23 protein-coding genes and 1 riboswitch are annotated in these 22,542 nt (G+C 60.9%); of the genes, 6 read left to right on the top strand and 17 right to left on the bottom strand.

The window, feature by feature from the left end:
- Positions 1-3: 3 nt before the first annotated feature.
- A complete protein-coding gene (hisC, locus tag H7H48_RS15590; RefSeq protein ID WP_229449943.1) occupies positions 4-1,104 on the bottom strand; it encodes a histidinol-phosphate transaminase in 1,101 nt (366 codons plus the stop codon).
- A 117-nt stretch (positions 1,105-1,221) separates the two neighbouring features.
- A riboswitch (SAM riboswitch) is annotated at positions 1,222-1,299 on the top strand.
- 53 nt (positions 1,300-1,352) lie between these two features.
- On the opposite strand from hisC, the gene metA reads away from it, so the two are divergent.
- Both metA and H7H48_RS15580 read left to right on the top strand, forming a co-directional pair.
- Complete coding sequence (metA, locus tag H7H48_RS15585) at positions 1,353-2,273, top strand: homoserine O-succinyltransferase (protein WP_229449942.1); 921 nt, start codon at positions 1,353-1,355, stop codon at positions 2,271-2,273.
- Positions 2,274-2,460: 187 nt separating this feature from the next.
- A complete protein-coding gene (locus H7H48_RS15580) occupies positions 2,461-3,426 on the top strand; it encodes an omptin family outer membrane protease (RefSeq protein ID WP_229449941.1) in 966 nt (321 codons plus the stop codon).
- 22 nt (positions 3,427-3,448) lie between these two features.
- Here H7H48_RS15580 and H7H48_RS15575 read toward each other — a convergent pair whose 3' ends face one another.
- The 3 genes from H7H48_RS15575 to H7H48_RS15565 form a co-directional block, all read right to left on the bottom strand.
- A complete protein-coding gene (locus tag H7H48_RS15575) occupies positions 3,449-3,784 on the bottom strand; it encodes a DUF1330 domain-containing protein (protein ID WP_229449940.1) in 336 nt (111 codons plus the stop codon).
- Positions 3,785-3,865: 81 nt separating this feature from the next.
- Positions 3,866-4,933: a nitronate monooxygenase family protein gene (locus H7H48_RS15570; protein ID WP_229449939.1), complete on the bottom strand. Its 1,068-nt coding sequence runs from the start codon at positions 4,931-4,933 to the stop codon at positions 3,866-3,868.
- A gap of 3 nt (positions 4,934-4,936) precedes the next feature.
- Entirely contained in the window at positions 4,937-5,701 is a 765-nt protein-coding gene (locus H7H48_RS15565; protein WP_229450101.1) for a class I SAM-dependent methyltransferase, read from the bottom strand.
- Positions 5,702-5,805: 104 nt separating this feature from the next.
- On the opposite strand from H7H48_RS15565, the gene gloB reads away from it, so the two are divergent.
- Positions 5,806-6,573, top strand: a complete 768-nt coding sequence (gloB, locus tag H7H48_RS15560) for a hydroxyacylglutathione hydrolase (protein ID WP_229449938.1) — start codon at positions 5,806-5,808, stop codon at positions 6,571-6,573.
- A 2-nt stretch (positions 6,574-6,575) separates the two neighbouring features.
- Here gloB and H7H48_RS15555 read toward each other — a convergent pair whose 3' ends face one another.
- Together H7H48_RS15555 and H7H48_RS15550 are read right to left on the bottom strand one after the other, a co-directional pair.
- Complete coding sequence (locus H7H48_RS15555) at positions 6,576-7,466, bottom strand: DMT family transporter (RefSeq protein ID WP_229449937.1); 891 nt, start codon at positions 7,464-7,466, stop codon at positions 6,576-6,578.
- A gap of 22 nt (positions 7,467-7,488) precedes the next feature.
- Positions 7,489-8,256, bottom strand: a complete 768-nt coding sequence (locus H7H48_RS15550; RefSeq protein ID WP_229450100.1) for a DUF3108 domain-containing protein — start codon at positions 8,254-8,256, stop codon at positions 7,489-7,491.
- Positions 8,257-8,510: 254 nt separating this feature from the next.
- On the opposite strand from H7H48_RS15550, the gene rpmB reads away from it, so the two are divergent.
- A complete protein-coding gene (rpmB, locus tag H7H48_RS15545; protein ID WP_007010112.1) occupies positions 8,511-8,807 on the top strand; it encodes a 50S ribosomal protein L28 in 297 nt (98 codons plus the stop codon).
- 139 nt (positions 8,808-8,946) lie between these two features.
- Positions 8,947-9,579 (top strand): queuosine precursor transporter, encoded by a 633-nt coding sequence (locus H7H48_RS15540; RefSeq protein ID WP_229449936.1) that lies wholly within the window; start codon positions 8,947-8,949, stop codon positions 9,577-9,579.
- 3 nt (positions 9,580-9,582) lie between these two features.
- On the opposite strand, the gene H7H48_RS15535 is transcribed toward H7H48_RS15540, so the two are convergent.
- From H7H48_RS15535 to H7H48_RS15510, 6 genes are read right to left on the bottom strand one after another with little or no spacing between them, the layout of a single operon-like run.
- Complete coding sequence (locus H7H48_RS15535) at positions 9,583-10,047, bottom strand: MarR family winged helix-turn-helix transcriptional regulator (protein WP_229449935.1); 465 nt, start codon at positions 10,045-10,047, stop codon at positions 9,583-9,585.
- On the bottom strand, positions 10,044-10,628 hold the full coding sequence (locus tag H7H48_RS15530) for an amino acid synthesis family protein (RefSeq protein ID WP_229449934.1): 585 nt from the start codon (positions 10,626-10,628) through the stop codon (positions 10,044-10,046). Before H7H48_RS15530 ends, H7H48_RS15535 begins: the two co-directional genes overlap by 4 nt.
- Entirely contained in the window at positions 10,621-11,523 is a 903-nt protein-coding gene (locus H7H48_RS15525; RefSeq protein ID WP_229449933.1) for a UPF0280 family protein, read from the bottom strand. Before H7H48_RS15525 ends, H7H48_RS15530 begins: the two co-directional genes overlap by 8 nt.
- Positions 11,520-13,046, bottom strand: a complete 1,527-nt coding sequence (locus H7H48_RS15520; protein ID WP_229449932.1) for a 6-hydroxynicotinate reductase — start codon at positions 13,044-13,046, stop codon at positions 11,520-11,522. Before H7H48_RS15520 ends, H7H48_RS15525 begins: the two co-directional genes overlap by 4 nt.
- Positions 13,046-15,790: a molybdopterin-dependent oxidoreductase gene (locus tag H7H48_RS15515; RefSeq protein WP_229449931.1), complete on the bottom strand. Its 2,745-nt coding sequence runs from the start codon at positions 15,788-15,790 to the stop codon at positions 13,046-13,048. Before H7H48_RS15515 ends, H7H48_RS15520 begins: the two co-directional genes overlap by 1 nt.
- Positions 15,787-16,659, bottom strand: coding sequence for a xanthine dehydrogenase family protein subunit M (locus H7H48_RS15510; RefSeq protein ID WP_229449930.1), 873 nt, complete (start codon positions 16,657-16,659; stop codon positions 15,787-15,789). The genes H7H48_RS15515 and H7H48_RS15510 overlap by 4 nt, the downstream gene beginning before the upstream one ends.
- Before the next feature lie 148 nt (positions 16,660-16,807).
- On the opposite strand from H7H48_RS15510, the gene pncA reads away from it, so the two are divergent.
- Complete coding sequence (gene pncA / locus H7H48_RS15505) at positions 16,808-17,407, top strand: bifunctional nicotinamidase/pyrazinamidase (protein ID WP_229449929.1); 600 nt, start codon at positions 16,808-16,810, stop codon at positions 17,405-17,407.
- A 183-nt stretch (positions 17,408-17,590) separates the two neighbouring features.
- Here pncA and H7H48_RS15500 read toward each other — a convergent pair whose 3' ends face one another.
- The 5 genes from H7H48_RS15500 to H7H48_RS15480 all read right to left on the bottom strand — a co-directional run bounded on the left by H7H48_RS15500 (position 17,591) and on the right by H7H48_RS15480 (position 22,315).
- The gene (locus H7H48_RS15500; protein ID WP_229449928.1) at positions 17,591-18,298 is read right to left on the bottom strand and encodes an ABC transporter ATP-binding protein; all 708 of its coding nucleotides are present in this window, start codon (positions 18,296-18,298) and stop codon (positions 17,591-17,593) included.
- Between the two features lies 1 nt (position 18,299).
- A complete protein-coding gene (locus H7H48_RS15495; RefSeq protein WP_229449927.1) occupies positions 18,300-19,040 on the bottom strand; it encodes an ABC transporter ATP-binding protein in 741 nt (246 codons plus the stop codon).
- Complete coding sequence (locus H7H48_RS15490) at positions 19,028-19,993, bottom strand: branched-chain amino acid ABC transporter permease (RefSeq protein ID WP_229449926.1); 966 nt, start codon at positions 19,991-19,993, stop codon at positions 19,028-19,030. The genes H7H48_RS15495 and H7H48_RS15490 overlap by 13 nt, the downstream gene beginning before the upstream one ends.
- Positions 19,990-20,871 carry a branched-chain amino acid ABC transporter permease gene (locus H7H48_RS15485; RefSeq protein ID WP_065818187.1) on the bottom strand — a complete coding sequence of 294 codons (882 nt, stop codon included), beginning with the start codon at positions 20,869-20,871 and terminating at the stop codon, positions 19,990-19,992. Before H7H48_RS15485 ends, H7H48_RS15490 begins: the two co-directional genes overlap by 4 nt.
- 139 nt (positions 20,872-21,010) lie before the next feature.
- Positions 21,011-22,315 carry an ABC transporter substrate-binding protein gene (locus tag H7H48_RS15480; protein ID WP_229449925.1) on the bottom strand — a complete coding sequence of 435 codons (1,305 nt, stop codon included), beginning with the start codon at positions 22,313-22,315 and terminating at the stop codon, positions 21,011-21,013.
- Between the last annotated feature and the right edge of the window lie 227 nt (positions 22,316-22,542).

Here is a 22,542-nt window from a genome sequence, read left to right as displayed (position 1 = left end):
AACTCAGCTTTCCATGAAATCCTTGAGCGCGGCAACAACGCCGCGATTGGCCTCTTCCGGGCCGACGGTCAGGCGCAATGCATTGGGAAACCCATAGGGCACCACCCTGCGCAGTATATAACCGCGAGACCCGAGGAAAGCGTCGGCATCGGCAGCCGACTTGCCACCATTCTCGGGGAAATGGATCAGCAGAAAATTACCAACGCTGGGCGTAACGCGCAGACCAAGCTTGCCGAGCTCCTCCACGAGCCATGCACTCCAGGTTTCGTTGTGCGCAACAGCCCGTTCCACATGCGCCTTGTCGCGGATTGCGGCTGCACCCGCCTCAATGGCCAACGCATTGACATTGAAGGGGCCGCGCACCCTGTTCACCGCATCCACCACATGAGCCGGCGCATACATCCAGCCAATGCGGAGCGCCGCCATGCCGTGAATTTTCGAGAATGTGCGCGTCATCACGACATTCTCACTCGACGAAACCAGCTCAATGCCGGACTCGTAATCATTGCGGCGCACATATTCGGCATAGGCCGCATCCAACACGAGCAGCACATTCTTCGGCAGGCCTGCCTGCAGACGGCGCACCTCATCCACCGGCAGATAGGTGCCGGTGGGGTTGTTGGGATTGGCAAGAAACACAATGCGCGTCTTGTCCGTCACCGCCGCCAGAATGGCATCCACGTCCGCACGCTCTTTGTCTTCCTTCACCACCACCGGCTTGCCACCGGCGGCAAGCGTCTGGATACGGTAGACAAGGAAACCGTGCTCGGTGAAAATCGCCTCATCGCCGGGCTTGATATAGGTCTGCGCCAGCAGGCCAAGAAGCTCATCGGACCCGTTGGAGCAAAGAATGTTGGCCGGGTTCAGGCCATGCGTCTCCGCAATGGCATTACGCAGCTTTGCTGCCGATCCGTCCGGATAAAGCTCCAGATGCCCCATCGCTTTGGAAATCGCCTCGACAGCCGCAGGCGAAGGCCCGAGCGGAGATTCGTTCGAGGAGAGCTTCCACACCTTCGTCGCACCTGGCGCGCTCTCGCGGCCGGGCACATAAGCGGCGATATCCATGACACCGGGCTTCGGTTCGGGACGGACGGACGTGCTCATTGAATGGTCCTGTTTTGAAAAACGGTTGAACGGATCCTCAACCCTTCGGAGAAAATCCGTCCGTTGCTTTAGACCATGACGGCGATTGACGCAAAGAAAACACCATCCTAAATAAAGGCCTCTCTTCGTGGTGATTTGGCCGGTCGGCTTGCAGCCACGTAAAACAATTCGCTAAAAGGCCGTGCGAAGCAGAATTTGCTGAGACCGGTCGCGATTTCGCCGCCGGTCTTTTTTGTTGGAGCAAAACGATGCCGATCAAGATACCCGACCAGCTTCCCGCCCGCGACGTTCTCGTGCGTGAAGGTGTGTCCGTGATGGACGAGCAGACAGCGCTGCGGCAGGACGTCCGCCCTCTGCAGATCGGTCTCCTCAATCTTATGCCCAACAAAATCCGGACCGAAACCCAGTTCGCCCGCCTGATTGGCGCCTCACCTCTGCAGGTGGAATTGACCCTCGTGCGCATCGGCAACCATCGCGCAAAGAACACACCGGAGGAACACCTCATTTCCTTCTACCAGACGTGGGAGGAAGTGCGTGACCGCAAGTTCGACGGCTTCATCATTACCGGTGCGCCCATCGAGCTTTTGCCCTTCGAAGAAGTTACCTACTGGAAGGAGCTCGAGGAGATTTTGGATTGGACTCTAACCAACGTCCACTCTTCATTTTTTATTTGCTGGGGAGCCATGGCGGCTGCCTGGCATTTCCATCGCATTCCCAAATACACACTGGAGAAGAAGGCTTTTGGCGTCTTCCGGCACCGCAACAACGCGCCCGCCTCACCTTTCCTCGCCGGTTTCTCCGATGATTTTGCAATTCCCGTTTCACGGTGGACCGAGGTCCGCTCTTCAGACATCCCTGCTGATCGCGGCCTTCAGGTGCTCATGGAATCGGACGTTACCGGCCCCTGCCTCCTGACAGAAGAAACCGGCAATCGGCTCTATATGTTCAATCACATCGAATACGATTCCACCTCGCTCAAGGAGGAATATGACCGCGATGTTGCAACAGGAACCGAGATAGCCGTCCCGCATGGGTATTACCCGGACGACGATCCGAGCCGTCCGCCGCTCAACCGCTGGCGCTCACACGCGCACCTGCTCTTCGGCAACTGGATTAATCAGGTTTATCAGTCGACGCCTTATGAGCTTGAACAGATCGGTCAGCGCTAGTAAACGCACACCGCTCCTTTCGCCCTATAGGTTACCAGACGCGCGCTAAAAACAGCGGGTCGAGAAGGAGCGACTACTCGAAATACAACTTATTATTGTATATTATAATAATACACTAAAAAATTTAAGACAGTGATTTGATTGAGCTTTTTCAGCAGCTCTTGATTTCGACAATGGATAGAAACCGATGCACAAGTTTTTCATTTCTACAGCTTTTTTAATTTCCGTTCTGCCTACATCGGCTCCTGCGGCCGATCTCGCAATCCCCGACAGGCTGGAGGTGACCTCGCAGGACCGTGCAGTCACCTTCATCGGAGGCGTAGGCTACACGTTCCTCGAGGCTGAAGAGATCGTCTACGATTCTGCCGGAAATCGCATCAGCGCGCTTTTCTGGGAGAGTGAAGCGCCTGTGCTGACCGGGGGCTTACGTGCGCGCCTTGCAGGCCCATGGACGCTGGCGGCCAATGCGACAGTAGGGTTATCCGGGAACAGCGGAATGGAGGATTACGATTGGCTCGATGCGTCGCCGAGCTATGCCTTCAACGATTGGAGTGATCGTTCGGTTCATCCCGATACCGAGTTGAACCATTATTTCACCGGTGATATCGCACTCGGGCGGGATTTCGAGATCCGGGATTCGGTCACTCTCAATCTGCATGGCGGATTCACATATACAGATGTCAAATGGACTGCTTTCGGCGGTTCATATGTCTATAGCGAAAATGGTTTCCGTGACGAACAGGGCGACTTCCGCGACAGTGAGCGTGGCATCTCCTATCAGCAGAAGTTTCCGGGGGTCTTCATCGGGGCGGAAGCCACTTCCAGACACAAAGGCTGGACCTTCTCCCTCCAGGCGCGCGGGGGCCTCAACTTCAAAGTCGAGGATGAAGACCATCACTGGTCGCGCGACCTGCGCTTTAACGGTGACTTCGGCACTATGCCGTTTCTATCTTTATCCGGGCGTGTGGAACACAGCATCAGCAACAATGCAAATCTCTTTCTCGCTGGAAGCTTTGAACAGCACTTCGATAGAATAGGCGATGTACGGATTTCCGAGATCGCTTCCGGCACACCAGTCGGAACATTTTGGAACGGTGGAGGTCTAGGATTCCGTGCGATCACGCTCTCTGGCGGTTTCAAGATGAGGTTCTGAGCTAACCCAGGCCCGGCGGATTTCACGTTTCTTGGAATGCGATCAGAATATCGCTCGCCTTATGGCCGGGATCGACCCCATCAATCAGCAGGATGTCGCCATCCGCGTGATCACTGCGTAAGCGCTTGATGACCTGATAGGCTGAAGACGCATACCAGTCGTCGGCGTTTTGACGACTAGGGAAGGCGATCACAATCAGATCGCCCTCCCAATTTCCTTCCTTCACGTCCGGTCGAGCGCCATGGATGATGAATTGCCCGCCAAACGGCTCCAGCGTTTCATCGATACGCTCCAGATACTCAATGATGGCCGGGCCCAATACAACATTGCGAAGATGACCGATGGCATAAGCTTGCATGGACGGTACTCCTCTCTCAGAAAATGTTGAGAGCACATTGGAGTGCCTTCCGAATGAAACCAATTACCCGAGAGGTAAACGCTATCCTCGAAGGAGTTTCTCCGCATCACGGGCCAGTTTGACGGTCAGCTCGCCAGCCGGCATTGGAGCGGAAAGAGCCGCTGCCTGCCCCGCCCAGAGCGGCGAAAAATCACTCACACCCGCCTTCTCGGCAGCCGCGCGCAATGGCCCTACAGCAGCCGTCGCCAAAGGAAAGGCCGGAGCCTCCTCGCTCATTGGGCCTACTTCGGTAACGAAGCGGTTCAGGAGCCCTCGGGCTGGGCGCCCGGTAAACACATTCGTGAGCACCGTGCGATCGTCCCGTGCCAGCGCCAGCGCATCCCGATGTCCCGGGCTGGTGAGCGCCTCCGGCGACTGTAGATACGCCGTGCCCACCTGCACGCCCGACGCACCGAGCATGAAGCAAGCGGCCACCGCCCGGCCATCGGAGATTCCGCCTGCCGCAATCACAGGAACGGAGACCGCATCCACCACCTGTGGCACCAGCGCCAGCGTTCCCGGCTGCGTGGCGATGTCCGGCTCGAGAAAAACACCTCTGTGGCCTCCGGCTTCCACGCCTTGCGCGATGATGGCATCGCAGCCGTTTTCTTCCAGAAAGCGTGCCTCCGCGACGGTCGTGGCCGACGCTATGATCTTTGCACCTGCTGCCCGCACACGCTCCACCAGGCCGGTGTCCGGCAAACCGAAATGAAAACTTACCACCTCCGGGCGGAATTCCTCCACAATGGCGCAGCTTTCCTCGTTGAACGGGTTTCGACCCGCACCAGCGGGTGCCGCATCCGGATCGATGCCGAACTCGGAATAATATGGTCTCAATCGCTCGCGCCACGCCGCTTCCCGTTCTGCATCGGGCGTCGGAGGCACATGGCAGAAGAAGTTCAGATTGACTGGTCTGTCCGTGCGCTGCCTGATAACCCCCATTTCAGCGCGGATCTTCTCCGGCGTCAGCATGGCGCAGGGCAAAGAGCCAAGTCCGCCAGCCGCGCTCACCGCAATGGCGAGCTCTGAGCCAGCTGACCCTGCCATCGGCGCGAGAAGAATGGGCAGATCGATCCCAAACAATTCGGTGATTCGCGTATCCCTCGCCATCGATCAACACTCCCTTTCCCGATTGCGCCGGACGGCACCAACGCGCGTGGCACCCTGTGGTGACAGCACGGGCACAAAAACGCGACGTGATGCGCGGGCCGTCACCGGCAGCCCTTGATAGAGCCGCTTTTCAGCCTCCACCACCAGAACGCCGGCGAAAATCGGCCAGAACCGCCGTCCAGCCTGTTCCAGCAACTGGTGAAATCGCAAAACAAAGCGCCGTTCAGAAGGGGGAAAATGGAGCGCATCGCCCCACGCCGTCGCCGTAAAGTTCGCGTCGCGGAGCGCTTCTGCCAGCTGGGTTCTCGAATAGGGGCGGCCGGTGCCGAAAGGGGTATTCTCGAACCGCGCCCACATGCCGCGGCGATTGGGCACGGCGATCACGAGCCGCCCGCCCGGCGCCAGAACGCGCCAGACCTCCAGAAGTGCCTGCTGTGGATTTTCGGTGTGTTCCAGCGCATGCACCATGAGCACCCTGTCCACTGAAGAATCGGGCAGTGGAAGCTCCTCCTCGAAGACCAGTGCCGTGGTTGAGGGTTGCCCCACCGGCCATGGTACTGCCCCCTGCATGGCCGGCATGAACGCAAATGCGCGTTCCGCATCAGCGCCGAAGCGGTCAAGCCATGGCAAGGTGTAGCCAAGACCCACCAGTCGTTCACTGGCGCTTTTGGACCAGATGGACGACAGGGCCAAAGCCAGCGAGCGCTCCGCCAGACGGCCAAGGAGGGAAGAATAGAAAGCGCGAAGTGCGACGATGTCCGAGATCATGGCCGTGACGGTACCGTCCTTCCACGACACCGGCAAGAATTGTCGCACCCGGCGTGACAAGCCGCCGCCCTCGCCCTATCGTCCGGCCATCAACGGAGAGACCCATGGCCCTGAAAATCGAGCAGTTCATGTGCCGAAGCGATAATTTCGGCATTTTGGCCCATGACACAGAAACGGGCGAAACAGCCCTGATAGATGCACCGGAGGAAGGCGCTATTCTTGCAGCCGTGGAACGCACCGGCTGGCGCCCCACAATGATCCTCACCACGCATCATCACCCGGATCACGTGGAGGCGAATCTGGCGCTCAAAGAGCGTTTTGGCTTGTCCATCACGGGCCCCGCTGCAGAAGCCGACCGCATACCCGGCATAGACCGCACCGTCAGTGAAGGTGACACGGTTACTGTGGGCAAACAAAACGCGACGGTGATCGAAACCCCCGGACACACGGCGGGCCATGTGAGTTACCATTTCTCCGACGCTGGCATCGTGTTCACTGCCGACACATTGTTTGCGCTCGGTTGCGGCCGCCTTTTCGAGTGCAAGCCGCCCGTGATGCTCGCCTCACTCAAGAAGCTCGCCGCTCTTCCATTGGAGACGGTCGTCTATTGTGGTCATGAATACACCGAAGCCAATGCCCGCTTCGCCTTGACGGTGGATCCAACCAATTCTGCGCTCAAAGAGCGTGCAAAGGAAATCTCGCGTCTTCGCAGTGAAGGCAAACCCACATTGCCCACCACGATGGGCAAGGAAATGGCGACAAACCCGTTTCTACGCTGGCACGATCCGGTCATCCGACGCAATCTCGGTATGGAAGACGCAAGCGACGAAGCCGTCTTTGCCGAGATCAGGAAACGCAAGGATATTTCCTGATATTACGATGCTGCACCGGCTTCCCGCCGGCGTGGCTTCAAAATCATGTTCTTCGCAGCGAGCACGGCACCGAAGGTGATCAGAAGACAGGCGGCAATGATGTTTGCAGTTGGCTCTGCAGCACCGGCAGCAATCAGGATCAACGTCGAAAGAAGCGGCGCGGCATAGCTTGCCGCTCCCAGCACCTGAATGTTGCCGCGTTTGACCCCGTAATCCCAGGCGTAGAAGGCCGCCCCCACTGGCAAAAGGCCGAGACCGAGCACATTCAGCCATTCCCCGGTTGAAGCCGGCCAGACCGTCTCCTCCAGTCCGAGATGGCAGAGCGCTGAAAGCACAGCCGTTGCCCCGCAGAACCACGTGACAATGCTGGTTGGCACGGCGTCAAACCGGCGTGACAGAAGCGAATAGCCGGACCAGAAAAGAGCACAGGCTCCCGCCGCCGCATAGCCGAGCGCATAGCGGCTTTCAAAGCTGAACCCGCCGCCCTTGGTGATGATGAGCGCCGTGCCCGCAAGCCCCAGAAGCGCCCCCGCAATATGGTGCCAGCCAAGCCGCTCCCCCGGCATCAACGCCGAGCCCAGAACGATCAGCAGTGGCCAGAGATAGGCGATGAGGCTCGCCTCCACCGCTGGCGCGTTACGCAATGCAGTGAAGTAAAAGAAGTGATAGCCGAAAAGCCCCGCAATACCGATGAGCCAGACCACCGGTGGCACACGAGCGGCAGGCTCCGCCGGTGGCACGGCGATCCTCATCACAAGCCCAATCAGCGTGGCCACCGAAAAGGCCAAGGCTGAAAGGAGGAAGGGAGGAACCTTCCCTGTACCAGCCGTAAAAAGCGCCAGTAACGCCCACATGACGACCGCCGTGAACCCGATCAACGTGGCACGTGCCAATTGCCCCTCCCTGAGGACTCTTCTAGTCGACTGGCCGGCCTTGAATATGGACGGTTCCAATCTTGGTTCCGATCTGCGCCAGCACGGGCGTGTGATGACCACGTGTGCCAAGCGGTTTGAACGCAACCAATATACGAGCCTTATCGCGCAGGAAAGCAATTGTGGAGCGCCCCTTGCGGTAGCCGGAGATCGGAATGAAACGCGCCTTGCAGGTGATCAGATCACGCCCGATTCGCTCCCCCTTGGCCGCAGGTGAAAAGACGATGTCGGCACGCATTTCACCATCGAAAACCTTGAAGCGGCGGTTGCAGACACCGGACGCGCCCTGCACGGGCGAGAGCAATGCGGCCAGCGGATCGAGTGCATCCGTGAGATCGTCTTTTGAAACGGCGACCCAATCCTTTCCGCGCTTCTTGGGCTTCGGCGTTATCACCGTCTTTACAACCTGCCCCTTTTCATAGTGGATTGACGTGGTCTCCCGCTTCTTTCCGCTCGTATAGGCGAGCTCGTAGGAAGAAGGCACCACGGATTGATTTGAAAGCTGACCTTTCGACGTCACGCGCCCATCGGTTCTGTCGAAAAGGCGGGCCACGCCCGCGCTGGCAAAACGCCCCGAAACCTCGAAACGATCTTCTTCGAGCCGGCTTGTGAAATCAGCCTTGCCGATGGGAATTCCAAACAGCGATGCGCTATATCGAAAGCGGTGTGTTTCTCCGCCTTCGGCTCCGGCATTTCCAGCCGCGCCCAGGAAAAAGGTCGCGAGAAAAATTCGAACAACGACAGGCCGCATCACGAGCCGTGCCCTCCAGCATGCCGGCAAACCGGCGCGTCCCTCCCCTTGCCTTAAGAAGAATAATACGGCAAATCTTTGGAAAAGGGCCATGGAGATTGCCTCTACCGCGGCGCAGGGTGCTTGACCCACACGCCAAATATCTCTATGGAACGGCAACTTTTTCCATAAGGCCGCCAACAACCGACCGCGCGCCGCCAGTTTCAGGTGCGGCAGTTGGGTATGGACGGGCCAAGACGATGAAGGTTTGAAAAATGTCCCGCGCCTGCGAACTGACCGGCAAAGCCGTAATGACCGGCAACAATGTGAGCCACGCGAACAACAAGACGCGTCGTCGCTTTCTGCCCAATCTGTGCCATGTGACGCTTCAGTCCGAGGCTCTTGGCCAGAACGTGCGCCTGCGCGTTTCCGCCAATGCCCTGCGCACGGTGGAGCACCGCGGCGGTCTTGACGCGTTTCTCGTTAAGGCAAAGGCCAACGAGCTGTCCCAGCGCGCTCGCCTGCTCAAGAAGCAGGTCGAGAAGAAGATCGCTGAGCAGGCAGCAGCCTGAGGCCATCGCCTCAGCGTGGCTGCGGCCCGGCAAAGAAAATCACCGGTCCGCCAAGACCGCGCAGTTCATGAATGGGCTTGTGCTCCTATGAATTGGCGCTTTTGGCGGGCTTTCTGGTTCCATCACCCAGGATAAAAAAATGCATCGTCTCTATGCGATCTGGCCCTTCATGGCCGCCATGGCGTTCATCGTCACCGCCTCGAATTTTCTCGTTCAATATCCGTTTCAGCATTTCGGCCTCGGTGATTTGCTCACCTGGGGCGCGTTCACCTATCCGGTGGCGTTTCTGATCAACGATCTGACGAACCGCCGCTTCGGCCCCGCTGCCGCCCGACGCGTGGTTCTGTCCGGTTTTCTGCTTGCGGTGGTTCTTTCGATCTGGCTTGCCAGTCCGCGCATCGCCATTGCGTCGGGTGCAGCGTTCTTGTTCGCACAATTGCTCGATGTCGCCGTGTTCGACAAGCTGCGCGGCACCGCCTGGTGGCGCGCCCCCCTTATCTCCACGCTAATCGGCTCCATGCTCGACACAGTGTTGTTCTTTTCGCTCGCATTTGCAGCGCGGTTTGCGTTTCTCGACACCGCTTTCGGCCTGGAAGACGGTTCTCTCGCCTTCCCGGTGTCGCTGTTTGGCACAGGCCTTGAAGCGCCGCTCTGGCTATCGCTGGCGCTTGGCGATTTTGCAGTGAAGATCCTGATTGGCCTTGCCATGCTTGCGCCCTACGGCGCCCTGTTGACCATTCTGCGCCCCGGGCCGGCCGTTATCCAGCGATAACGCTCATCCCTCAGCGAGCTTTGTCAGAAGCCGCAGAAAGGTTGCGGTCTCGCGCGGGGTGAGCGGCGCGAGCGTTTCTTCGCTTACGTCCAGCGCATCGGGAAGCAGCGCTTCAATGAGCGCTTTCCCGTCATCGCTCAGGCTCACCACCAGCCGTCGCCGGTCGCGTCCGTGTGGCTCGAGCACCACAAGATCACGCGCCTTAAGCCGGTCGATCACGCCCTTGATGGTGGCGGCGTCCATCGCCACCAGCTGGCCAAGCTGATTCTGGGAGGTCGCTCCCACCTCGTAAAGCTTGGCCAGAGCCGCAAACTGCGGCGGCGTAAGATCGCTGATGCGGGAAGCGAAGATCGACAGATGGCGCTGGTTGGCCTTGCGCAGGATAAAGCCGACCTGCTCGCTCAGATCATAAGCATCGGCAGATTTTCCACCGGCCAGAACCCTGAGCTTGCTCTGCTCTCCACTCATCTGAGGCCGTCCTCACCTTTCACGTCTTCCGCTTTCAAGCCGCCCATGCGTGCATGGATACGCGGACCACAAGCCATGGCAAGTACAAACAGGATTTCATCAGGACGAGGGCCGTCTGCCAACCCCACTTCCATCGCATCGAAATGGCTGCGCACATAGGCCGCATTGATGTGCCCGAGCGGAATATCGATGCGCGCACCGAAGGCCCCCACTTTCTTCGAAGAGGGGACTATCGCCTTTGAATCGCCAAGCCGCTCACGCATCGCATAGCCGCCCGGCACGTGCCAAAGCGCACCGTGCTCCAGCTCTCCGTCGGTGCCGACGATCGCGCCCTTACCGAAACCGTCGATCACGGAAATATCTCCCCCAAGCGCCGCAATCAGCCGATCCGTCATATCAAGACCGAGAGGTTTCAAATCCTCCATTGCGCTTTCAAGCTCTTCTACATATCCGCCCGCAAAAGGGTTTTTGACCAGCGCGAGAGCCGCCGCCCGGCGGCGAGGCCCAGCCGGAGCAGGACCGCCCTCATGGAAGATTTCTTCGGTGACAAGCGCAATCTTGCGCAAGGTGAATTCAGGCATGAATGGAACCTTTTTGTACAACAGAATGAGCAGGAGCGGTCGAATGCGTCGGAATTTCCAGCGCGATTGAGCCGCATTCCCGGGTTTCTCTCTCTAAAAACAGGGCAGCCGCCTCAATAAGGCCACGCTCACGCATGGCCGACGCGGTGGCAAGTCCCCTGTCGAGGGCAAGCGCAACATCGGCAGGGGAAAGCAGCCCCACCGTCTGCGTCACCAGGCGATTGCGCAAATCGCTGTCCGGGTCAATCTCGTTTGCAGGGACACGCTTCACGGCTGGATGCCCCGGCAGATCGATGTCATTGGCGATCAGCGTCGCCGCCACGTCCGCCGCCGCCGCCGAAGGGGCAAGCACCGTCACGGCATCCGCAATCCCGAGCGAATGGCTCCTGCCGCGCCAGCCACTGGTCGCAATGCCCCGAACCGGATCGCTGGCGCTCACTGCGATGCGATCCGCCATGCCATTCCCCGTGCCTGCGATGGCAATGTCCAGCGTCTCGCCCTCCGCGAGGTAAAGCGCAACATCCCCGCCATTGTTCACGTAGGCCCGCGCCAGCGCCCGGCCCTTCAAAAGTGCCGCCAGAACTTCGTCGGCGACACTGCCGGCCACAGCGGCCATCGGCGTAACGAAAGCGGGCACATGCGCATGCACCGCCCTTTCCATACGCTGCGCGGTGGAGCCGCAAAAGCGGCGGAGCCTCGCACCAGCCGGACTGCGCAGGGCCGGCAATTCAGCCACCAGTTCATCAAGGATCGTCTCAAACCGCGCCACGGCCTGCCGATAGGCCAAAAGCCGCTCCTGCTCTTGCCCAAAAGCCTCGACGATCAGGTCGATGGGCCCATGGTTCAAATGCAGGCGGCGTCCATCGGCAAGCCAACTGGCGGTCGCACCACTCATCGCTTCGGTTCCCGGCGCAATTGCTGGAGCGGCGGCCAGGGATTGGAAACCACAGCCCCCCGCGCCTCACGCGGGTTGAAATATTCGCCACCCTTTTCCAGCACATCCTCGACGCTGCGGATTTCATCCGCATAGCCGCCGAGCCGCACATAATCCTCCCGCCTGAGCGTGAATTCGATGGGCGCCACCAGCGCCGGCGTTGGCACATAGCCAAAGGCGTTTTCCGGCGTGCGCATCACATCCACCATGATGGTGATGCCGCCACCCGGCCACACATAAACCGGCGCTCCGCCGACTGTGACATAGGTCTTGAGGCCCTGAACGGAGCGCGTCAGATTGACCGGGTTCTCCGTCACGCCGGCGCGCAGGCTGCCCCCCGCCCCACCCATGAAAAGCACGGTGCACAGCGCCGGCTCGCAATTCTGCTCGATCAGGTCGACCGATTTGCGCAAGCGCTCCGGGAATGGCTTCTTGACCGGCTGAAGCGCCTCATCAAGCTCGTAATAGGCAAACTGCTCGCCCGTGGTGGAAACCATGAGCAGGGAGAGGCCTGGCCGCGCGCCCTTCTTCTCGTTGAAGGGACCAAGAATATCGAGCGGGTCGTCAATGGTCGTCCCGCCCCATCCGAGCCCCGGCTCCGACACCTTGAAATAACGCCCCGGCGTGGAACGGCGGCCGATGATCTTGATGCCTGTATCCTCCCAGCCGATCACCTTTCCCGCCTGATGCTCGGAGACGACACCGGTAATGTGGTCATCGACCACGACAACCTCGTCCACGAGACCCTTCCACTGGGTGGCGAACATGCCGATGGTGGCCGAGCCGCAGCCCACCCGCATGCGCTCTTCACGCGTTCCGTCGATCACCGGCGGCTGTCCGGCCTGCACGACAACGCTCGCGCCCCCGTCAATGGTCAGTTCCACCGGCTTCTTGTTGCACAGATCGAGCATCGCCTGGCACGTGACGCGACCCTCCGCCTTCGATCCGCCGGTCAGGTGATGCACGCCGCCGAGCGAGAGCATCTGGCTGCCGTATTCGGCGGTGGTGACATGGCCGACCGCTTCACCATTCGCCCGCACGGTGGCCGCTTCGGGCCCCAGATGGCGGTCCGTATCGATCTTCACCTTCACGCCGCAATAGGAGAAGATGCCCTCCGTCACCACCGTGACGAGATCGACACCCTCCACCTCCTGCGAAACGATGAAAGGGGCAGGTTTGTAGTCCGGATAGGTGGTGCCCGCGCCCACCGCGCTCACGAAGCGGCGCTTCGTGTTGACCAGTTCGCCATCCCATGGCGCTTCGCCTTCAAAGGGGACAACAGCATCCCCCTCCTCGGCGGCATGTTCAAGGATCGTCACCGGATCACATCGGGTAATGCGCCCGCCGAAATTGCCATAGCGGTCGCAGGCACCCGTGCGCCCCTCGGCGATATAGCACATCACCGGGCAGGCATCACAGCGCAGCTTTTCGTCCAAAGGCTTCTTCGGCGGCGTGACCTCAAAACGCTCGGTGAGCTCGTTCATCACCCGTTCTCCCGTGCCCGGATCGCCGCCAGAATGCGGCTCGGCGTTGCCGGCACTTTCGTAACTTCCACTCCCACCGCATGGCGGATCGCATTAAGGATCGCCGGCGCGGTGGGGATAAGCACATGCTCGCCCAGCCCCTTGGCGCCAAAAGGCCCCTCCGGATCCGGCACTTCCACCAGAATGGTTTCGACCGGCGGCACATCGCCAATGGTGGGGATCAGATAATCATGCAGGTTTTCCGTGCGCCCCGGCACATATTCCTCCATCAGCGCAAGGCCAATACCCTGCGCGATGCCACCCTCGATCTGCCCTTCCACGAGAAGCGGGTTGATCGCACGGCCCACATCATGCGCCGCCGTGATTTTCAGAAGTCGCACCGTGCCAAGCGTGGTGTCGACTTCCAGCTCCACAAGCTGCGCACCATAACCGTAGACCGCATAGGGAACACCCTGCCCCTTCTCGTCCAGCGCCGTCGTGGGCGGATCGTAGGTCTCTTCCGCCGAAAACACATAACCATGCGCATCGGCCTCAATATCGGAAAGCGCCACGCGCCGGCGCTCCGTCCCCTCGCTGATCACCAGCGCGCCATCCTCCAGCGCAATCTTCGCCCCATCCGACACATTGGCAAAGCGCAGGATCTTTTCGCGCAGAGCACGTCCCGCCTTTTCGGCAGCCTTGCCCGTCACATAGGTCTGGCGCGAGGCCGATGTCTTCCCGGCATCCGGCGTGACACCCGTATCACCGCCCACAAGCTGAAACGCCGAGAGCGGCAGGCCGCTCGCATCAGCGCAGATCTGCGTCACCACCGTGTTGGAGCCCTGGCCGATATCCACCGCGCCCTGATGCAGCATCACCGCACCGGACGTTGTGATCCCCACACGAATGGTTGAAGGGTTCGGTAGCGCGGTGTTGCCGCAGCCATACCAGCAGGACGCGACGCCGATGCCGCGCCGCACCCTGCCCTCTCGAGCATTGGCCTCTTCAGCTTCACCTCGGGCCCGCGCCCAGTGCGGTTTCAGCGCCTCGAGACACTGGCGAATGCCGACGCCAGAAAGCACCTGCCCGCAGGTGGTGCGGTCCCCATCGGAAAGCGCATTCTCGATGCGAAATTCCAGCCGGTCGCGTCCCAGCTTTTCCGCCAGCCGGTCATAGAGCGTTTCCTGCATGATCGTCGCCTGCGGCACACCGAACCCGCGAAACGCACCTGAAATCGGACCATTGGTGTGGATAGCCCGCCCCGTCGCGCGATAATGCGGCGTGCGATAGGGCCCCGAGGCATGAACCGGAACGCGGTTTGCAACCGTCGGCCCCCAGCTTGCATAGGCCCCGGTGTTGAAATCCCCTTCAAACACCATGCCGGTCACGCGCCCCGCCTCGTCGGCGGCAATGGAAGCGCGCATCGTTGCCGGGTGCCGCTTGGTGGTGGAGCGCATGGAATCGCCGCGCGTATAGACAATCGCCGCCGGTCTCCCGGTCTTGAGCGCAACCAGCCCCACCAGCGGCTGCAAGGAGACGTCAAGCTTGGAACCAAAGCCGCCGCCCGTCGCCAACGGCACGATGCGCACCTTCTCCGGCGGCAGACCGAGCACCTTCGCCGTGTCGTCGCGATCCATATAGGGCGCCTGCGTGCAGGCCTTGATGACCAGCATATCGCCATCCATCATCGCATAGCCCGCTTCCGGCTCGATATAGGCGTGCTCCACATAGGAGGTCTCGACCTCACCGGAGACCGAGACAAAGGCTTTGGAAAGCGCGCCTTCCGGGTCGCCGCATTCCACGAACCCTCGCGTCAGCTCATTGCCCGCCCGCCCCTCATGCAGATCCGCAAAGCCTTCCCGCCGCGCCTCATCGGGCGTCAGCGCATGGGGCAGTTCCTGCCAGCGGATCGGAAAGGCATCCATATCGAGTGCCTCGATTGCATCGCGCTCGCCCGCAATCAGCGCCACCGCCTCGCCGCGAAACCGCGCCCGGCCCTCGGCCAGCGCCGGCTGATCGGCGAAAGGCGGGATGACGCCAAACCGGTTTTCGCCTGGAATGTCGGCTGCAGTGAAAACCGCGACAATGCCCGGATGCGCGGCGATGAACGCCTCCGTGTCACCGATCTCGAAATCGGCATGCCAGTGCGGCGACCGCACAACCGCGACCGACAGCGCATCGGCAGGTCGCTCATCCGCGCCGAAAATCTCCGTTCCATTCACCTTGCGCTCGCCATCGAGCCTGATCGGCGAGGCGCCAACCGCATGACCCTGCTCGACCATACTGGCCTTGACACCCACGGAGCGGTTGGCGTTCATCACCGCCTCGATGATCTTGCGATAGCCTGTGCAGCGGCACAGAACCCCGCCCAGGGCGTCCTGCACCTCGGTCTCAGACGGTGTCGGGTTCTGCTCCAGAAGTGCTGCCGCGCTCACCAGAACGCCCGGTGTGCAAATCCCGCACTGGGCCGCCCCGTGGCGCAGAAAGGATTCCTGAAGTGCCGAGAGGCTGCCATTTGAAAGCCCCTCCACCGTGCGCACTTTTTTGCCCGAAAGACCGGCGGCCGGCACGAGGCAGGCGCAGACCACCGCGCCATCCACCATCACCGAACAGGCCCCGCAATCGCCGGCGTCACAGCCGACTTTGGTGCCAGTCAGCCCCAGTTCGTCACGCAACACGGAAGAAAGCCTCTGAAGCGGAGAGACCTCGGTCACGATGGACTTGCCATTGACTTCCAGAGATACGGACAGGCTTTTCCCGCTCATGCCGCCACCTCGCTGTGCCCTGCACCCTGCCATGCCTGCTCAAGCGCACGGATCACGATCTCCCGCGCCGCCTCGCGCCGATAGGTGGCGGTGCCTCGCACATCATCGATGGGGGAAAGCTCCGGAAAAGCGTATTCCATCACGGTCCGGCGCATCTCAGATCTCTTGATACCCTCAAGCCGCGATTCCAGCCCCGAAAGGCGCTGCGCCACGGCAGAGCATGAACCGACACTGATGGCCGCTTTCGCGACCCGCCCTCCGTCAGGCACAACCCGGGCAGCGGCCATGGCGATGGAAATGACCAGATAGCGCCGCGCGCCCAGCTTGACGAAGCCGGAGGCACCGCGCGTTGCGGCCTTGGGCACTCGGACAGCGGTGAGAAGTTCATCATCCGCCCGTGCGGTCTTGCGATTGCCCAGAATGAAGTTCGCGAGCGGCAGGTGTCGCGCACCCCTCACCGAGCGCAATTCCACCTCCGCATCCAGAGCTAGAAGCGGCGGAACGCCGTCAGCCGCCGGCGAGGCGTTGCAAAGGTTTCCGGCAACCGTCCCCGTGTTCTGGATCTGCACCGAACCAACCTCCCGGGCCGCCTGTTTGAGCATGTCGAAGGCAGGCGGCAGCCCCGCAGCGATCACCGCACTCCAACTCGTCCGCGCGCCGATCACGAAATGCGTCTCGGTCTCTTCAATCCCGCTCAATGCCGATAATCCGTTTATGTCGAGCACGTCGCTCTTCAGCGGGCCCGCGCCGAGGGCGGGATAAAAATCCGTGCCTCCGGCAAGTATGGTCCAGCGCTTCGTGCATAAGAGCCCGAGCGCTTCCTCCAGTTCGGTCGGTCTGGCATAGTCCATGCTGCGCCTGCCTGCCATTTGCGATGTTGTTCCCAGGCCCCTGCCGATGCAATGCCAGCGGGGCTCAAATTTGTTTGTACACGAATGATACGCTCCTCAGCACGCTTGTCAAAGGGGAACATTCGGTCCACCTTCGCGACGACTTCATGCGAGAGGGAGACAAGGCATGGCCGACGAGGCACTGATCGTGATTGATGTGCAGAATGATTTCTGCCCCGGAGGAGCGCTTGCCGTTGAAGATGGCGACGCGGTGGTTCCGGTCATCAACGGGCTGATCGAGCGCTTCGACCATGTGGTGCTGACCCAGGACTGGCACCGGGAGGGCCATTCGAGCTTCGCCTCCTCGCATCAGGGCAAGGCCCCGTTCGATACGATCGAAATGCCCTATGGCACGCAGACGCTTTGGCCCGATCACTGTGTGCAAGGCACGAAGGGCGCCGCGTTTCACGAGGATCTGGCGTGGGACAAGGCGGAGCTTGTCATCCGCAAGGGTTTTCGCAGCGCGATCGACAGCTATTCCGCCTTCTTCGAAAACGACCACGAAACGCCGACCGGCCTTTCAGGCTATCTTCGCGAACGTGGCATCACCAGGGTGACGCTTGCCGGCCTCGCAACGGATTTCTGCGTAGCCTATTCGGCCATCGACGCGCGCCGTCAGGGTTTTGAGGCCACCGTCATCATAGATGCCTGCCGCGCCATCGACCTCGGCGGCTCACTTTCCGCGATGACTGCGAAGATGAAAGAGGCCGGTGTGACGCTCGCGTGAGTGATGGGCTTGCTGAGTTAGGAGCCAAGCGCCCTCGTCCTTCGACAAGCTCAGGATGAGGGCTGTTGAAGCGTAGCCCCTGTCATCAGCACCACCACGGCTGCACCGACACTGCAGTCGCGCTGAAGTAACCCTCATCCTGAGCTTGTCGAAGGGCGAAGGCGCCCGGCACCAACGTCCCGATCACCCTACCCCCACATAGCGGTGCACCATCTCGGGGTCCTCCCGCAGCCGCTCGACATCCACCGTCTCGCGGTTGCGCCCGTTCTCGATGAACGCGACCCGGTCCGCCACCGGCAGCACCGCATCCACCCGCTGCTCAACGAGAATGGTGGAGACCCCGCGCTCGCGCAGCCCTGCCACCGTCTCGCGGATGCGCGCGATCATGGAGGGCATCAGCCCTTCCGTCGGCTCATCCAGAAGCAGCACCTGCGGCTCCAGACACAGCGCCCGCGCCATGGCCAGCATTTGCTGCTCGCCGCCGGAAAGCGTGCCGGAGCGCTGCTTCAAGCGCTCGCGCAACACAGGGAAGAGATCCAGCACACTGTCGCGCGTGGCAGCGCCCTTGCCGCGCGTCATCAGACCGATCTCGATATTTTCGCCCACCGTCAGCTCGGAAAAGAGCCGCCGCCCCTGCGGCACATAGGCGACACCCGCCTTCGGCACCTCGTGCGGCGCAAGACTGTTCAACTCCACATCGCCAAGCAGAATGCGCCCGGCGGTTGCCGGCACCAGTCCCATGATCGTTTTCAGCGCCGTGGTCTTGCCGGCACCGTTGCGGCCAAGCAGGCAGAGAACCTCACCTTGCCGCAGTTCCAGATCGAAGCCGCGCAGCACCTGCACATGGCCATAGGCGCTGTCGACATGTTCCATTGTCAGGGCAGCCGTCATCTCAACCTCCGAGATAGGCCTGCTGGACGGCCTGGTTCGCGCGGATTTCGGCAGGTGCGCCCTGCGCGAGAATGCGCCCCTGCTCCATCACCGTGATGCGCTCGGCAAGCGCCATGACCACATCCATATTGTGTTCGATCAGAAGCACCGTCGCCTCCTCGCCGATCTGGCGCACCAGCGCGATGAAATTCTCGATCTCGCTGTCGGAGAGGCCCTGCGTGGGCTCGTCGAGAATCAGGAGGCGCGGCCGGAGCGCCAGCCCCATCGCCACCTCAAGAAGCCTCTGGTGGCCATAGGAGAGATTGCCGGCCACCTTGTCGGCATATCCACCAAGTCCGACCTTCTGAAGTGCGTCCATGCCGTGCTCGGTCAGCGCGCGGGAGGAGAGCCCCCTCTCATGATCGTCGATCAATTGCCGCTGCACCGCCAGCGCCACATTGTCGAAGGCCGTCAGATTGGCAAACACGCTGGTGATCTGAAACGTGTAGGCGATGCCCGCCCGCACCCGCTTGTGAGCGGGCATGAGCGAAATGTCCTTCCCATCGAAGACGACGCGCCCATCGGTCGGCGCAACACGCCCGCAGATCAGGCTCACAAAGGTGGTCTTGCCGGCCCCGTTCGGCCCGATGATCGCGTGCGTCTCGCCTTCCGGCAGTGAGAAGTCCACGCCATCCACCGCCCGCAGCCCGCCGAAGGAGCGGCCAAGCCCATGGGTCTCAAGAAGCGGCTTCACGGCAGCCATGGCAACCACCTTTCACGCACCGTTCCGATGATGCCTTTGGGGAAAAACAGGATCACGCCGATCAGCACCAGTCCGACCACCATGAGATGCGCCGTGGTGTAGCTCGACGCGGTGTCGATAACATAAAACATGAACAGCGTGCCGATCAGAGGCCCGAGCGTCGCCGCCGCCCCGCCGACCAGCACCCACAGCAGCGGCAGGATGGAATACTGGATCGCCGCAAAGCCTGACCCGACATAGCCGAAGAGCACCGCATAGGCCGCACCCGAGGCTGCGCAGAAAAGCCCCGAAAGCACCACCGCCATCAGCTTGTTGACGAAGACGTTATAGCCCAGCATGCGCATGCGCTCCTCGTTCTCGCGGATGGCGATCAGAGACCGGCCATAGGGTGCGCGCACCAGAAACAGGATCGCAGCCAGAACGATCGCGAACAGCGAAAGTGCCACGAGATAGCGCGTCGACGGGTCCGAGAGATCGAGCATCCCGCCGGGAAAGCCCAGAACCCGTGTTTCCTGTGGCAGAACGAGCCCCTCCTCGCCGCGCGTATAGGTCGTGAAATAGAGGGTCATCAGGTAAAAGACCTGCGCGAACATCAGCGTCACGATCATGAACGCGACACCCGTGGTGCGCAGCGCCAGAAAGCCGACCACAAGCGCCACCACCACGCCGGCGGCAAGCCCCGCTCCAAAGGCCGGCCACACGCTCCATTCCAGATGATAGATGGTCAGCCCGGCTCCATAGAGCCCGGCAGCAAAGAACATCGCATGACCAAGGCTGAGCAGGCCCGTATAGCCGAAGGCCAGATTGTAGCCCATGGCGAAGACGGCCAGCACCAGCACCCGCGCAAACACGCCGCGATGATATTCCGGCAGGAGAAAGTTGAGTGCCAGCAGTGCGAGAACCACGCCGATGTGAAGCGCAACGGATTTTGTGGAAGGGGTCAGTCTGGTCATCGTGCCGCCGCTCCGAACAGGCCCTGCGGGCGGAACACGAGGATCATCGCGACAGCCAGCGTCGCCAGCATTTTGGCAAGTGTCGGCGAGAAGAACATTGAGATGATGCCATCCGACAGGCCGATCAGCACCGCCGCCAAAACCGTGCCGCGCAGCGAGCCAAGCCCGCCGATGATCACGACAATGAAGGACAGAAGCAGCGGATCGTGCCCCATCAAATAATGCGCCTGCTGGATCGGCACGATCAGCACGGCGGCAACGGCGGCAAGCCCCGCCCCCAGCGCGAACACGCCGGCATAGACGCGCCCGACCGGAATGCCAAAAGCCTGCGCCGTCTCCCGGTCGAACTGTGTGGCGCGCATGACGAGGCCGATCTTCGTGCGTGTGAGCACAAACCACGTCGCCAGCATCATGACGATGGAAAACCCGATCACGGCCAGCTTGTAGGCAGAATAGCCGAACCATGGCAGTTGCATGCGATAGTGGAACGGCGCCTCCACCGGTCGCGCTTCGGGGCCGTAGAATGTCAGTGCCAGCTGCTGGATGATGTAGAGCAAGCCAATCGTGGCGACGATGGTTGCCTCCGGCTCATACTTCAGCCGGCTCAAAACCAGCCGCTCGGCAACAAAGGCGATGGCGGCGACGACGAGCGGGCTCAGCACCAGCGCCACCATGAAGCCGATTGCCGGATGCCCGCCGAACAGCGAGGCAACCCACCAGGCGAGCACCGCGCCCAGCATGTAGAACTCGCCATGGGCGACATTCACCACGCGCATGACACCGAAGACCAGCGAAAGGCCGAGTGCAATCAGCGACAGGACAGCCGCCGTCACCAGCCCTTCAAGCGTAGCGAGGAGAAAATACGGACCGAAGGCCATTCACAAATGCACTTTCATGAAAGGAGCGGAAGGAGAGCCGCCGAGCCATCCCATGGGAAAGCCGCAACGCTGACAACCCCTCTCCCCGCCTGCGGGGAGAGGGTAAGGGTGAGGGGCAAACACCGCCCGCCTTGATGTTTTAGAACGACATCGCCGTATAGTCGGCCTCAGGCTCGTAGGCTCCATCCTCGATGGAGGTGCGGTGCACCACTTCGAGCTTACCCTTTTTCACCTGGCTGATGTTCTGTTCGCCAAAGACCTGGTGGATCTTGCCGTTGAACAGCTTCTTGCCCTGCGGATGGTCCGGCCCGGCCTCCATTTCGGTCATCGCCTCGGTTGCCTCGATCATCGCGGCGCGGTCATCCGGCCCCTTGTAGTCGCAGGCTTCCATCGATGCCTTGATGATGTTGAGCGTCTCCCAGCAGCCGAACATATGGGCTGCGGTTGAAACATCCTTGGCATCATTGGCGCTGGCGCCATTCTGGTCGATGCCCACGGCCTCACGATACGCGGTCACATAGTCCGGCTGATCGGGCTGCGCATAGCGCGGCATGCCTTCCCAGAAATGGCTGCCCTCGAGGAATTCCAGACCCGGGCTTGAGATATCGACGGCTTCGAGCGAATCGATGAAGCCGAAGAGCTGCGGCCCACCGGAGCCGAAGAACTCGCCCATCTCCTTCACAAAGGTCAGCACGGCCGGCCCCACCATCACATGGTAGATCACATCCGTGTCACGCGGGATCTGCGGGAAATAGCGGGTGAACGAGGTTTCGGTCGGGGGGATCGGCACCTTGGCGACCACCTGCCCGCCCTGCGCCTCGATGGCCGGAGTGAAGAAATCGCGGTGATCATGGCCGAACGCGTAGTCGGGATAGACGAGCGTGACCTTCTTGCCGAGATTGTCGGCAATCCACGGCGCTACGGAGCGCGCCTGCGCCTTCACATCGGTGATACCAGGCTGCACACAATAGCGGTTCATCTTGCCCGATGCTACGTGGTAGCCCTCGCTCACCACGTAATAGGGGATCTTCAGCTCGCCCGCCGCCGGCGCGGAGCCGACAACCACGTGGGAAAACAGCGTGCCATAGACCAGGTCGACCTTGTGCTGATTGGCGAATTTCTCCACCACTTCCGCACCACGCTTCGGGTCCGTGCCATCGTCCTCGATGATGATCTCGAGCGGGCGTCCATTGATGCCGCCGGCATCGTTGATGCGCTTGGCGGCTGCGGTCGTCACGCGCTCATACCAACGGCCATACGCTGCGCCGATGCCGGTGCGATGGCACTGGAAACCGACCTTGATGGGTTCGGAAGACTGCGCCTGGCCATAGCGCACGAAGCCAGGTGCAGCCACCAGACCCGCCGCTGCTCCCAACCCCTTGAGCGCGGACCTGCGCGTCAGACCGCCGTTTAAATTAATCAGAGACTTGCGATTTTCACTCATGCCGGTTCCCCATTGTTGTGATCGTTTGACCGAGCATTTCCAACGGTTGGAAGCATTTTCCAGCGTCGGAAAAATCACTTGTGTACAAACTAAATCACCAAACCTTTCCCTTGGCAACAGGACATGCCCCAAGGGAACTACGGCTCTGTTCTAGTGCATTTCGGGCTTAAGCGGAATTGCCGATGGGGGACAAAATCCCGAAGAAACAAAGAGTTATCACAGTGCAG

It is taken from the genome of Nitratireductor sp. B36 (genome assembly GCF_020833685.1).
GTDB lineage: Bacteria > Pseudomonadota > Alphaproteobacteria > Rhizobiales > Rhizobiaceae > Nitratireductor.
This window is presented reverse-complemented; position numbering and strand designations above follow the sequence as displayed.